Genomic DNA, 13,471 nt, shown 5'->3' on the forward strand with positions numbered 1-13,471 from the left:
GGGAACCGAAGGGAACCAATGGGAACCGCATCCGAAGAAAAAACACCACCGCAGCGCTTCGTTCGTCGCGAATTGGCGAGCCGTGTGGCCGCGACTCCCTCGCATGCGCAAGTACCGCGAAGTACCGTAGAAAACCAGGTTCTTAACTGCCGCATCGGTCCTCATTCTGGGAAACTGATACCAGGTCGGCCGTGGCCGACGAGGATGGAGGAGCAAGAAGCATGGCCCTGTCCCAGGCGGTCGCCGCCCCCATCGAGGAGATCCTCGGGTCGGTGGAATTGGCCCCCCACAACGGGTTTCATCTCGAACCGCGCTGCCGGGTGTGCCGCAACGACGAAATGCGCACCAAGGTCAACGAAATGCTGGCCGCAGGAGCCAGCTACGCCATGATCCAACGGGCTTTAGACGAAGACAACGCCAGGCTCGACAAGCGAGACCGGGTCACCATCGATTCGATCCGCAACCACACCGAACGGCACTTCTCGGTACAAAATGTCGCCAAGGCGACGTACCGCGCGATCCTTGAACGGCGTGCGAAGGAAAATGGCGTCGACTTCGTCAACGGCGTGGCCACAGCGATTACGCCGATGGCCCTGTACGAGACAATCATGGTTAGGGGCTACCAGAATCTGGTCGATCCCGACACGAAGATCGATGTGAACACGGCCATGACGGCGGCTGGTCGGCTCCAAGCACTCATCGATTCTCGTGCGGGGCAACCTGATTGGGCGGACATACGGGTCCAAGTGAACCGGATTATCGCGGCGATTAAATCCACAGTGCCCGAGGCGATGTGGGGCGAGATCGTGAGCAAGCTCGACGGAACCGTCGAGGCCGTCGAGCCACTGGAGGAAGACGGGGCCGACATCTTCGACCCGGACGACGATCCCTTCGACGACGACTTGGACGAGTTAGACCGTTAGACGACGGCGTTGTTCGGTTCGTTGATGTTGTCCTGGCTAGCGCGCGTGCCCTTAGAGCTTCACCTTGTCCAGCATCGCGCTGGCCATCCGTGCGGCGTTGTCCATGCACCACAGCACGTCCTCGGGCAGCCGGTTGGCCTGCTCGGGCGTGTCGATGCCAAAGCGCAACTCGACCTCACCCCGGTAAGCAGCCTGCATCAGCGGGATCGCCGTGGCGTGGTTGGTAGCGAAGTAGATGGTGGTCAAACTGCTTTGTCTCCTTCTTTAACTAGTTGGAACCAAGATTCAATTGCGGTGGGAGTTCGCCGCCATAGTTCTCAGCCATGCCAGCCAGGCAGCCCTGGTACCAATCCACCTGATCGATCACGGGATGGTCCGGGTGAACTACTTGAACAACATCCGGAAGCTGGTAAGCAACCAACTCTTCCTGGCAGAACGATGCCGACATATTTGGATGGGACTGGGCAATGTACTTGGCATTGTGTGAAATCGACTGCCCCATAGGTGTCGGATTTGCCCCGGTCACCCAGTCGTGTCCGGCCTGCCAAGACTGGGACATCGTCACTGGGGCGTCATTGGCGGTCGTCCCCGTCGGCTTCGATACGGCCAGTACAACGACCAATACGATCAGCCCGAACAGTGCGATGGTGGCCCCTACAAAGACCAGGAACGCCCGATTCGACCTGCGCCGGGGCGGCGGGATGTTCGGGGGCGGCGGCACCTGCGGGTAGGAGGCCCGAGGGGGGATGTACCCCGGGCCGTAGTTCACGGTGTGTCGGGCGCTTCCTTTTTGGAACTCACCCCACGAGGCTGATGGGTTCCCCGCCGGTGATCCGGGTGTGTGCTGTGTCGGCAGCGGCGGGGCTTGGGGGCGACGGTACTTCGTCCAGTGCTGCCCATCCTGGTACCGCTCATCGCCGCAGCCATCTAGGTCGGGATACCGGTCAGCCGGTGGCTGGGAGGCTACGAGTAGCGCTCCGCATTCGCCGCAAAAATGCTGATTTTCGGGGCTTTGGTGACCATTCGGGCAGGTCACCGTGGTTGTCGTCATCCGTCGCGCTCCTGCTAGTGACTGTGTCCGTTCTGGTCGGCCCCAAGATGGCTTTCACCGTCCTGTCTACGTTGCGCTGGTGCGCGATCGAGCGACAGAGCACTTCGGCCTTTCGCGAGAAGCCCCAGTGCTCGATGTGGTGGCCAAAGGTTCCCCCAGCCCTACTGGCGGGTTGGGCCCGTAGAACACGCCCACGCCGCGTTACGTCAGGCCGAAAGGCCCTTGTCCGCCCAGCGCGCAGGGGTGGAGCGTCTATTAGTCGACAACGACGACTTCCTTGTTAGGGATCGGCTGAGTAGGGGCGGTCAATGATGCTTTGCCCAAACGGCCACGAGAACATGAGCACTACCAATATTGCGGCGAGTGCGGAGTCTCGCTTGTCCTCCCATCTCCCCGGCCAGCCGCTGGCCGAATGGCGGAAGCGATCCAACTCCCTGCCGATGCACCGAACGGGAGGAAAGCGCCGGTAATGGCGGTTTGCCCGCGAGGTCATGCGAACCCTGAGCATTACCGATTCTGCGGCGAGTGCGGAGTGCCGCTTGCTGCAGCGAATCCCGGGGCACCAACCGAAGTTCTCGGTGAGCCACCTCCCCATGCCACAGATGCGACGACCGAGTTGCTCGGGGGGCAATTGGCCCCCGTAAGTCCAGGCCCTCCCGCCGCCAACTTAAACGCAGTTCCAGGGAACCAGGGCGTGGTCGATCGACTGGGCGGAAGCGCCCGGGTCGTGCTGGTTGCTTTGGCAACCCTGCTCGTGATCGGCGTCGTGGCCTTGGTGGCCTTTGTCATTGGACACGATTCGTCAGGCGGTGTCGCCGCATCATTAACATCGACCGCTGCATCGCCGACCACTGCGTCGACCACCGAATCGCACGGTGCGCATACGGTTAGCAGGAACTCGGTCGCAAGCCAAATCGCCTCGAAGATGACGGACGCCGCTGGGAACAAGCCCGATTCGGTGTCTTGCCCAGATGACCTGGAGGCACGCGTCGGGGCGCAGCTGAACTGCGACATGAAGATCAAGAACCAGACCTTCAACATCAACGTGACCGTCACCAGCGTCGACGGCGACAACGTCAAGTTCGACATGCTGGAGACCGTCGACAAGAACCAGGTCGCCCGCATTATCAGCGACAAACTGACTCAGCAGGTAGGACGCCGACCGGATTCCGTGAGCTGTCCCGACAACCTGAAAGGCGACGTGGGCGCGACGCTAAGGTGCCAGCTCACCGACGGCCGCGACAAATACGGGGTCAACGTCACCGTCATCGGCGTCGACGCCGGTGACGTGCACTTCGATTTCAAGGTCGATGACCAACCCGAGCCGCCCACCGCCTACATTCCGCCTCCCGGCACCGTGCCGCCGACTCCGGCCCACACGCAGCCCGTTCTGCCCGACGCCGACGGGCAAGGCTTCCTGAACTACCCGGGCGCGCGCTGCAACTACACCAACCCGGCAGTAGCGATTGGCCGCACGTCGCAGTCGCTTGTTGTGATCTGCCAGACCGGCGTCGGGCGGCTCTACTACAAGGGATTCGGCTTGCAGAACGGCCTGTCGGTCGAGATCGATGACCCGGTGCGAAACGGCGCCAACTTCATCGCAGCGAATAACGGGGTGCAGTACTCGGTCTCGCCTAACGCACTGATCATCACGCGAGGATCTACGGTGCTGAGCACCGAGCCCATGGTGGAGTACTGGTCGGGTTAGTCCGGAGCCCGGGAAGCGATGTGGGCCTCGTAATCGAAGATTGATGAGGAACCGACCATGAGTGCTTGCGAATCTGCCGTGGATCGTCGGCCGCTGTTCCTAGGATCCGACTTATGCCATTGAGTGCGGGCCAGACCTTCGCCGGGTACAGAATAATCCGACGGCTGGGGTCCGGGGGGATGGGTGAGGTCTACCTTGCCCAGCATCCGAGGCTGCCGCGCCGTGACGCTCTCAAGCTTTTGGGCACCGACGTATCGGCTGACAGCAACGCTGTGCTGGCTACCCTGAGACTTCGGGCCGGCCATGTCCCCAACGGCAGCTACCTTGCCTATCACCGCGAGCACTTCGCTGAGCAGGTCGCCGACGAGGCATTAATGTGATGACGTCCAACATGCGCGAGCAGCTGACAACGCTAGCGGCCCTCCTGCGCCGCTTCCTCGGCCGCGAACTTCCAACACTCGGCCCCGACTGGTGGAACCAAGGCGTGCTTGCGAAGCTCTCGTATCAGCAGCGAGCGCAGGCCGACGAGCAGCAGTGGTCGACCTTGGACCACCTTGACGTCGCTGCCACGCTCCGCGTGGTCGACCAGAACTGGGATCTGTTCAGGCGCCGCGGACTGGTCAAGTGGGACGATCGGAACTGGCTGAAAGAGGCGGCCAGTATCCGCAACCGCCACTCACACGATGCCCCCGGTCGAGAGCCGAGCCCGGAGCGCGTGTACAGGGACATCGACACGCTTGCGCTTCTCGCCGAAGCCCTTGACGCAGACAGTGACGAATCCCGTGAGCTTTCGGTGGCAAGGACCCACGCGCTGGGGGCGCTCGCGCCCCCGCCCAACGAAGGCGTTCCGTCAACGGCCCGGGCGGCCGCGGCCTCTGGGCCGTCTTCCAGCCCGTTCGTGCCTGGAGCAATGATCCGCTTGAAGGCGCGACCCGAACTCACCGGCGTGATTACCCAGGCGGATGATTCCGGGTCACAGACGCGCTTGACCGTGTTCCACGGAGGCGTTACGCAGACCTACTACGAGAGCCAAGTCGAGCTGGTCGAGTCGAAGTCCGTCGAACATCTCTCGGCGGATGAGATGAAGGCCCGGCTCACAGCGGCGCACGTCTTGCACCCGTCGGTCAGCCGCCTCTATTCCTTGAACAGCGGACGCATCGACTACGAGCCATACCAGTACCGCCCGGTCATGAAGCTGATCAACGCGGACCGGCCAAGGCTCCTGATCGCCGATGACGTCGGTGTCGGCAAGACCATTGAGGCCGGGCTGATCATCAAGGAACTGCAGGCGCGCCAGAAGCTCGACTCGATCCTCGTGATCTGCCCCAAACCGCTCGTTGTCGAGAACAAGTGGCGGTCGGAACTCAAGCGGTTTGACGAGGACTTCGCCCACCTCGACAGCGCCACCCTGCGGCACTGCATCGACGAGACGCGGGCCGAAGGTCGATGGCCCTCGCGGTATCAAAAGGCGATTCTTCCCTACTCCCTGCTCGATGAGCGGCTGCTCTTGGGAGAGACCTCGGGACGCCGGCCGAGGACGGGTCTTGCTTCGCTGATTCCGCCGGTCAAGTTCGACTTGGTGATCGTCGACGAGGCGCACCATGTTCGCAACAGTGACACTTGGAGCCATCGCGTCGTCAAACACTTGCTGGATTCAGCCGAGGCCGTCGTCTTGATCTCGGCGACGCCGATACAGACCGGCAGCGAGGATCTGCGCACGCTCTTGCGTCTTCTGCGTCCAGATACGTTCGTCGACAACCAAACCTTCGACCTGATGCGTGAGCCCAACGCTCATTTGGCAAACGTTGAAAGCGCGGCTCGAATCGCCAATGACGGTTGGCAAGCGGAGTCGGCTCGAGAGTTGGACGCCGCCCTCGCTACCTCATGGGGCAGCCGTGTCATTCGCGCGGACCCTCGCGCTCAGGAACTGCGCGATCTCCTCGATCAAGATTGCATGGACGACCGCAAGCGAGTCTGCGCCCTTCGGCTCACCCAGTCTCTTAATACATTCTCCGGGCTGCTCAACCGCACGAGGCGTCGGGACATCGGATCCTTTACAACGAGGAAGCCGGAAACTTTCGAGGTCGACTTCACTCCAGAACAGCAGGCGGTCCACGACCTGCTGCTTGACCTGGCTGGACGTATCTCCATGGCCAAGAGCCACGGCAGGTCGCTCGACTTTGTCCTCTCCACTCTCCAGCGTCAGGCGGCGAGTTGCCTCAATGGCCTGGCGCCGTTCGTGGAGGACGTGCTCAGGCGGAAGCTCAGCGCCGAGGAGTGGAGCGAGGCCGACGTCGAAGTGGATGAGCTCGACACCTCCGACCTGGACGGGTTCGTTGACGAGATCCGGGAGATTGCTCGGCAGGCCGCCGACTTGGCCGAGGATCCGAAGCTGGACCGGCTGCTTGCCTACGTCGATGAGAAGCAAGAACTCGACAACAACAAGCTGCTGGTGTTCAGCACCTTCAGGCACACGCTCAGGTACCTGATGGACCACCTGACGGCCACGGGCGTCCGAGTCGGCCTCGTGCATGGAGGGGTGCCAGACGACGAGAGGCGCGACCTTCGTGCGCGCTTCGCGAAGGCCCGGACCGACCCAGAGGCCCTCGATGTGCTGCTCTCGTCCGAGGTCGGTACAGAAGGTCTCGACTACCAGTTCTGTGACGCCTTGGTGAACTACGACCTCCCGTGGAATCCCATGCGCATCGAACAACGCATCGGACGTATCGACAGGCGCGGACAGGCGAGCGAAACCGTAGCCATCAAGAATCTGGTCGTCAGTGGCACGGTCGACGCCGTCATCTTCCAGCGATGCCTTGAGCGGATCGGAGTGTTCAAGCGAGCGCTGGGTGGAAGCGAGGCCATCCTGGGAGATCTCACCCGCGACATCCGGAAGATCGCAGAGGACCTCACGCTGACTGTCGCCGAGCGCGAAGCTCGGCTCCAGCAACTCGCGGACAACAGAATCGGTCGGATACAAGAGCAGGAAGAACTCGAAGAGCGAGAGAGCGCTCTGTTCGGGCTCCCGTTGAGGAAGCTCGACGAGGAGGGCGTCGAGCAGGCGGCAAGTCCCTGGCTTGCTCCCGAGCAGCTCGCGCGTCTCGTCCAGCGCTACCTGTCCAGCCGTGGCTACGAGCGGGCCGAGGCGCTGTTCGAGCGTCCTGTCGCCCTCTTCCGCCCCGGAAAGGAGATCCGGGCTTCGTTGCGGGAGGATCTGCTGGCCGCGGCACCCGACAGTACCTCCCAATGGCGGCGCTGGCTCGAATCCGGTTCGGATCAATCGCGACGGTTCACCTTTGACGCCGCCCTGGCTTCTAGTGGCGACATCGAGCTCCTCTCGCCCGTGCACGACCTTGTGCGGGTCGCAGCCGCACACGAGGAGACGTTCGCGCCACAGAGCACTGTTAGCCTCCGGGTGCGGTCGACCTCGGTACCGGAAGGCATCTATCCGGTGGCGGTTCATTCGTGGACCTATCTAGGTGCACGTGACGACTTTGAGGTCGTGGTGACCGCGGCTACCGGCGGCTTGGCGGACGAGGTCGAGCGCACCTTGGTGGACGCCGTCGACTCGGACGTGTCTCCTGCGGAGCTGATCGCCTCGCTGGATGACGAGCACTACGCGGCCTGGTCGGACGCGCGAGGGACACACATTGACCGGACACGCGTCCACGTCGACAGCCAGCTCGCCTCGCTAACCGCCACTCACCAAGCCCGCCAGCAGTTGCTCGAGGACCAGATTCTGTCGGCGACGCATGACAACATCCGGCGCATGCGGGAATCCGAACTGCGCTCACTCGAAGAGGACTTCGAGGCGCGTCGCAGGCGCCTCGAGGACAGCATCCGGCGCAGTGACATCACAACGTCGCTGCTGTGCAGGGGAACGGTCGAGATCGTCAATGGCTGAGAGCGCCGCCTTCGAGAACTTGCGTCAGAAGCGTCTCCGGTTAATCGATTCTGCACGCGAGAACAACTTCGAGGAGGGTCTCAAGAGCCTGCTGTCTGAGCTGTACCCAGACAATGCGCACTTCATCTATGAACTTCTCCAGAACGCGGAGGACGCCCTCGCAACAACGGTTGAGTTCACCCTGGAGGCGGACCGGCTCACGGTCAGCCACGACGGGAAGCGGCCATTCTCCATCGCCGATATCGAATCGATCACCGGCATCGGCCAGTCGACCAAGAAGGACGATCCCACGCAGATCGGCAAGTTCGGCGTGGGCTTCAAAGCCGTCTTCGCCTACACGACCCGCCCCGAGGTCCGGTCAGGCGCCCATTCGTTCGCGATCGATGATCTCTTCGTTCCCACAGCGATCGACGGGACGGCTCGGCCCACGCTGACGTCGTTCACCTTCCCCTTCGACCGCGAGGACAAGCCGGTTGAAACGGCTCGCTCAGAAGTCGAGCGGGGACTCTCGGACCTCGACGAGAAGACCCTGCTGTTCCTCAACCACATCAGCACTATCACCTACGAACTGCATGACGGGACTGTCGGGATCATCGAGCGGCGTCCCGTGGACTCGCGGGTCATTGCGATCAAGCGGTCCGAAGGCGACAACTTCGTCGATTCGCACTGGCTCAGACTGACGGGGAACGCCAGCGTCGATGGACCGACTGCCAGCCCATTGACGGTGGCGGCGGCTTTCAAGGTGGAGCCCGCAGATGGTCCGCGAAGCAAGAAGGCGAAGCAGGCCGAGGGTCAGGACGCCGCACCTCGGCGATCGATCGTCCCCGTCGATGACGGCGACGTGTCGATCTACTTCCCGGCAGTCAAGGAGTCGTCCGGCCTGCGCTTCCACATCCACGCTCCCTTTGCCTCCACGGTGGCTCGCGACAGCGTGCGGGACGACCCGGGCAACGTGCGCCTGGTGGGAGACATCGCGAGGCTGATCGCCGAGGCACTACCCGGCATGTGCACGGATGGCCTCATCGACGACAGCTTCCTTGCGGCTCTCCCAAACGAAGATGACCAGATCGGTCACCCGTACGACCAAATCCGAGATGGAATCAGGGAGGCGTTCAACGACCTAGAGATCACGCCCGTCTGGGGACCAGGAGCCGGCTTCGCGGCGGCCCGGACGCTCGTGGCGAGCCCGAGCGAGTTCCGCAACTGGTTGGACCCCGCTGACCTCCCAACGCTGTTTGACTTCGCCGGCATCGCGTCCGCTGTCACCCCACGCTGGATTCGGGACCGCGACGGGCGTGCTGGCAAGTTCCTTGCCGGTCTGGACACTATTGCGTTCGGCTGGCGGGAGCTGAACCAAGCACTGAGGGCGGCTAAGAGCGCGGACGAGATCCTCGCGGACGCTGACGAGGTGTACGACGACGATGACAAGGTCACGCCGAACGCGTGGTTCGCCTGGCTGGCCGCAAGAACCGACGACTCGCTTCTTCGTCTCTACCAACTGATCGGCTTCGGTAGGCGCCACTACCAGCTCTACTGCGGACTTGAGGACGTCCCAATCGTGCGCCTTAGGAAGCGCGATGTCGTTAGCCATGTGCGCGGTTCTGCCACGTTCCTCCCGTCCGGACGCAGCGACACGGCCCAGTCGCGGGTGCCCATCTACCTCGCCTACTTCGAAGACGACGAGGACGCCACGCGGTTAGCCAACCTGAAAGCGTTCTACCGTGCAGTCGAAACGAAGCGCTGGGACGAGTCGGCACGCGCCGAGCGGCGGCTCGAGGCGTATCGAGACCGGAACCGGGCAATCCCCGATGGCGACGAGCTAACCCAACACCTGGCAGACGTTCGAGCCTTCATTCGCCACGGGGCGAAGCTGGAAAACGCCGGTGGGAACCTCGCCGAGGTGCCCATGTTTTTGGCGGACCAGTCTCAGGGCGGTCAGCGGTGGGTGACGGCACTGGAGACGTTCGTCGACCTTCCATTCAAGGACACCGGTCTTAGTGGCTTGTATCCCCGAGTGCCATTGTTCTGGGAAGGTGGCAGTCGAGACGGCCAATACGCGTACGACTCGGAGCCCTATGCGCTGGCAGGCATCTACCTGGAGGTCGAGGGAGTCGTCGACTTCGTCGGCTCGCTTGGCGCGAAGACCGGCATCGAGATCACCGAGGCGGATGTCACGAGGAACGTGGACTTCTCATCGTCTTGGCGCTGGTACAACCGTGAGACTGCCCAGGGACAGCGGTTCGACTGGAGCATCGATCGCTTGGACGACATCATCGAGATGGGCGATCACGACCTTCTCCGCGCGTTGTGGAACACGGTTGTCGTGGCACCTGCAGCCAAGGCAGTTGCTGTCTATCAAGCCAACGCCAGCGTCCAGCGACACCAGATGGTGTCCCAGCTTGCTCGCACCTTGACCTCGACGCCGTGGGTCCTCAATCGCGATGGCGATCTCAAACTTCCACGGGAGGTCTCAGTCGAGGAGTTACCCGACGACTGGCAGGTACCGCAGCAGACGTCGCTCGTCTACAAGCTCGACTTTGGGGCTGACGCCGTGCGACGGCGACAGAAGCAAGAGGGTGTCACCGACTTCCTCCGCGAGGAGGGGCTGGACGAGGATTCGCTCGACATCCTGCGGCAGGTGAAGGAGGCGGGGCTGGACATAAGAGCGATCCTCCGCGAGCACGCGGCGATGTCGCAGTTTCCCGACGGCCCGTCTGAAAATCCCGACCGTCGAGCCGGAGTGGCAGCAGTCGATGCTGCGTTGGCGCCTGAATACAGCACTTCCATCCGCGAACGTAGTGTCGTCGATGGTCAAGCTCAGGCGTCTGCTGAGTCGAGGGCTTACCTCCGAGCGCAGTACACGACTTCCGCCGGTGAGATGCACTGTCAGGCATGCCGGAAGCCGCTGCCGTTCAAGATCAAGGACGGCTCCTGGTACTTCGAAGCGGTCAAGCTCGTAAACGCGCGCAAGCAGGTCCATACAGCTAACGCCATAGCCCTATGCCCGCTCTGCGCCGCCCTCTACAAGTACGCCCGAGGAACCAAGAACGAAGCGATCCTCGACGAGCTCGACAGCACGACCATCGACGCCGGCCAAGGGACGGTCGAGATCCCCGTTGTCCTCAACGGCAAGCGCGTCAAACTTGGCTTCACCGGCAAGCACGCGATCGACATCAAGACCGCGCTCGGCGTCGCCGGGGACGAGCGTTCGGAAGCTGATTAGTTGGAAGGCACGCGACCTTTATGGCTCGCGACGGCGTGCCGCTGCTCGTCGTCACCGAGGACGAGAGCGAGGGCGCCCCCCCCTGATCCGGCTTCGCGATCTAAAGCGGAGTCGGCAAGTGCTTTCCGCGCCAGCGTCGACCACCGCCCGGCATTGTGGCGGGCGTTTACGACCAAGTCGGTCATGCCCGAACAGAACTGAACGCCGTCTCGAAATTGACCACATACGAGACGTCCACTGAGGGCGATCCCGTGCCGGTGTTTCTCGACGTCGGGATGTCTCAATTGTTCGTCTCAGAAATAAATGTCTCATAAAAAGCGTTGAAGTAGTTGTGGGACGGGGAAATTCACTGGAAATGGATCAGCGCGTTGGTGGCGCGCGTGTGGGCTACACCAGGGTAAGTACCGTCGCCCAGACCTTGGATCAGCAGAGCGCCGCACTGGAGGCGGCCGGGGTCACCAAGATGTTCTCCGACACCATGTCCGGCGCTCGCGATGATCGTCCCGGCCTGGCTGCCCTGCTGGACTACGTCCGCTCCGGCGACACCGTGGTGGTCTGGAAGCTAGACCGGCTCGGACGCAACATGATCCACATCCTGCAGACCGTCAAGGAACTGACCGACCAGGGCATCACCCTGGTGTCGACCACCGACGGCATCGACTCCTCGACCGCTGCGGGCCGGATGATGATCGGTGTTCTCGGTTCCCTGGCCGAGTACGAACGCGAGCTGATCAAGGAGCGCACTGCGCTTAAACGGGCGGCCTCGCGGGCGAACGGCGCCACATTCGGGCGGCCCCGCAAGGTCTCCGATGCCGAGCACATCACCACCGCGAAGCGGATGAAGACTGACGGCCACACCGCCAAGGACATCGCCAAATACCTTGGCGTCAGCCGGGCCACGCTCTACCGCTACCTCGCCGCCTAACGCCACAAGCGTCTGGTCCTCTCCTCCCGACCCTGCCGCCCACCGGCGTCCTCGATCCACCCCAGCAGCGGCCACCCGGCCCTGCGTGACGAGAGGAGACAACAGATGACCCATTGGAGCCAGAGTGGCATCGCGTTCACCGAGGGCCACGACGGCACCGAGATCCTCTGGGGCTATCCCCCGGCCGACAAGATCGACGAGGGAATACAGCGCCTCATCGCCCGCTTGTACGCCGAGTTGCGCCGGTACCCGACCGTGGCCGAAATCGATGAGCAAACCTACGGCCCCAATGCAGCACCGGAGGTCGTCGAGGGTATTGCCAAGGCGGCCAGGGTCTTTCGCGAGGACGTAGGGCGCGACCCAACCCCCGCTGAGGTGCAGGCCGGACTGCTGATGGCCGACACCGACGCCGCCCTGTTCACCTACCTCGAACTCGACATCCAGGTAGGAGACCGGGTGACGTGGGCCGAACGCGACGACAATGGCGAGTTCCTGCACCAGACCCTCGATGGCCGCGACGACATGATCGTGCCCGCCTACGGCACCGTCACTGCCCAACCCGAGGGCTGGCACGGCGACAACACCATCACCCGCGACGATGGCCGCACCATCGGCCTCGGCCGCAAGTGGCTCATCAAAGTGCCCGGTTAAGTACGCCGTTGAGACCCATCTACTTGACGGATGTTTGACAGTTGCTGGGCTGCATAGCCACACCGGGCGGCCGATCTCCCCCTGGTGGCCGAGCTTCTGGTCCAGTGCAGCATCTAGGGTGTCTTAGCGCTCAAGCGGAGGGGATAACACCGATGACTGACATCCACAACGCGGACGTCGAACCAGAGCCCGGCGATAGCGACCGTGGGGAAGACCCCACAATTTCAGACGGCCCGGAAGCCGATGGCCTCACCCTCACTCCTATGCCTGACGGACTAGCTGAGTCAGCGCAGGCAAAAGTGTGGCAGGTACTTAACGCCGACACGGCGGCTGAAGACCTGAAGCGGTATTACAGAACCAATGGCAACTACGCGGGGGCCACATTCCTCGATGCACCGCCCGTCGTGGCGAACGAGTTCACCGCCGCTGATCTATTCGCGGTCTCCTTGCTTCAGGTCTCGGTGCGACCTAGCGCCGCGCGTCGCTTCCTAGACCCTGGACCCCAACGCGACATGCTTCTCACCCTGCTCAACGCGATCCCACCTGATGTCGAACTGGCTGACGCGAATTGGCCGACGTACGCGGCGATGGCCCAGCTGTACACAGTGGTCAAAAGGACGCTGGGGAAGAACCCGTGGGTGAGCGCCAGCAAGCTCTGTGCTCGAAAACGGCCTCGGCTGTTCCCCGTTCGGGACAAGCGGGTGCGGATGTTGCTCGGGTTGTACGAGCACCGCGATTACACGATCGACTGGCAGGCGTTCAGCCATGTCATGAGGGATCCGGAGGTCTCGGACCGGCTCATCAAGCTGAGGAGGGACGCAGAAGGCGAGCGCGACGACAATGTTTCGCTGGATCCGAACCCGCTAAGGCACCTCGACGTCCTGCTGTGGATGGAGGCGCGCAGACGAGGGATCGGGGGCGCGGTCCGCTGAGCGCCGAGCGCATCGCCTCGGCCCAGCGGATGAAGGCCGACGGCCACACCGGTAAAGACATCGCCAGGTACCTCGGGGTGAGCCGGGCGACCTTGTATCGGCGCCTCAGCGCAGACAGTGCAGCCTGATCGATCGCCGGCTCCGGGCATCCCAG

Annotated in this window: 9 protein-coding genes and 2 pseudogenes; 9 read left to right on the forward strand and 2 right to left on the reverse strand. The window is 62.9% G+C overall.

What is annotated here, in order from left to right; all coding sequences use genetic code 11:
- The first annotated feature begins 191 nt into the window (after positions 1 to 191).
- Entirely contained in the window at positions 192 to 923 is a 732-nt protein-coding gene (locus ACLP4W_RS03480; protein ID WP_442384158.1) for a hypothetical protein, read from the forward strand.
- 51 nt (positions 924 to 974) lie between these two features.
- Here ACLP4W_RS03480 and ACLP4W_RS03485 read toward each other — a convergent pair whose 3' ends face one another.
- Together ACLP4W_RS03485 and ACLP4W_RS03490 are read right to left on the reverse strand one after the other, a co-directional pair.
- Complete coding sequence (locus ACLP4W_RS03485) at positions 975 to 1,169, reverse strand: hypothetical protein (RefSeq protein WP_442384159.1); 195 nt, start codon at positions 1,167 to 1,169, stop codon at positions 975 to 977.
- Positions 1,170 to 1,191: 22 nt separating this feature from the next.
- Complete coding sequence (locus ACLP4W_RS03490) at positions 1,192 to 1,488, reverse strand: hypothetical protein (protein WP_442384161.1); 297 nt, start codon at positions 1,486 to 1,488, stop codon at positions 1,192 to 1,194.
- 1,273 nt (positions 1,489 to 2,761) lie between these two features.
- On the opposite strand from ACLP4W_RS03490, the pseudogene ACLP4W_RS03495 reads away from it, so the two are divergent.
- The 8 genes and pseudogenes from ACLP4W_RS03495 to ACLP4W_RS03530 all read left to right on the forward strand — a co-directional run.
- Positions 2,762 to 3,298, forward strand: a pseudogene (locus tag ACLP4W_RS03495) (DUF4333 domain-containing protein); the annotation flags it as partial.
- Between the two features lie 497 nt (positions 3,299 to 3,795).
- Positions 3,796 to 3,945: pseudogene (locus tag ACLP4W_RS03500) on the forward strand (serine/threonine protein kinase); the annotation flags it as partial.
- 116 nt (positions 3,946 to 4,061) lie between these two features.
- A complete protein-coding gene (locus tag ACLP4W_RS03505) occupies positions 4,062 to 7,586 on the forward strand; it encodes a DEAD/DEAH box helicase (RefSeq protein WP_442384163.1) in 3,525 nt (1,174 codons plus the stop codon).
- Positions 7,579 to 10,809: a sacsin N-terminal ATP-binding-like domain-containing protein gene (locus tag ACLP4W_RS03510; RefSeq protein ID WP_442384165.1), complete on the forward strand. Its 3,231-nt coding sequence runs from the start codon at positions 7,579 to 7,581 to the stop codon at positions 10,807 to 10,809. The genes ACLP4W_RS03505 and ACLP4W_RS03510 overlap by 8 nt, the downstream gene beginning before the upstream one ends.
- Before the next feature lie 355 nt (positions 10,810 to 11,164).
- Complete coding sequence (locus tag ACLP4W_RS03515; protein WP_442384167.1) at positions 11,165 to 11,734, forward strand: recombinase family protein; 570 nt, start codon at positions 11,165 to 11,167, stop codon at positions 11,732 to 11,734.
- Positions 11,735 to 11,839: 105 nt separating this feature from the next.
- Positions 11,840 to 12,385, forward strand: a complete 546-nt coding sequence (locus tag ACLP4W_RS03520) for a hypothetical protein (protein WP_442384169.1) — start codon at positions 11,840 to 11,842, stop codon at positions 12,383 to 12,385.
- 152 nt (positions 12,386 to 12,537) lie between these two features.
- Positions 12,538 to 13,317 (forward strand): DUF6308 family protein, encoded by a 780-nt coding sequence (locus ACLP4W_RS03525; protein ID WP_442384171.1) that lies wholly within the window; start codon positions 12,538 to 12,540, stop codon positions 13,315 to 13,317.
- Entirely contained in the window at positions 13,272 to 13,445 is a 174-nt protein-coding gene (locus ACLP4W_RS03530) for a helix-turn-helix domain-containing protein (RefSeq protein ID WP_442384173.1), read from the forward strand. The genes ACLP4W_RS03525 and ACLP4W_RS03530 overlap by 46 nt, the downstream gene beginning before the upstream one ends.
- The last annotated feature ends 26 nt before the right edge of the window (positions 13,446 to 13,471 follow it).

Origin of the sequence: Mycobacterium sp. (assembly GCF_052145595.1) — a bacterium.
Taxonomy (GTDB): domain Bacteria; phylum Actinomycetota; class Actinomycetes; order Mycobacteriales; family Mycobacteriaceae; genus Mycobacterium.

Coding starts and splice junctions, on each gene's coding strand:
- ACLP4W_RS03510 (WP_442384165.1), top strand. CDS start 7,579: ATGGCTGAGAGCGCCGCCTTCGAGAACTTGCGTCAGAAGCGTCTCCGG.
- ACLP4W_RS03520 (WP_442384169.1), top strand. CDS start 11,840: ATGACCCATTGGAGCCAGAGTGGCATCGCGTTCACCGAGGGCCACGAC.
- ACLP4W_RS03525 (WP_442384171.1), top strand. CDS start 12,538: ATGACTGACATCCACAACGCGGACGTCGAACCAGAGCCCGGCGATAGC.
- ACLP4W_RS03505 (WP_442384163.1), top strand. CDS start 4,062: ATGACGTCCAACATGCGCGAGCAGCTGACAACGCTAGCGGCCCTCCTG.
- ACLP4W_RS03515 (WP_442384167.1), top strand. CDS start 11,165: ATGGATCAGCGCGTTGGTGGCGCGCGTGTGGGCTACACCAGGGTAAGT.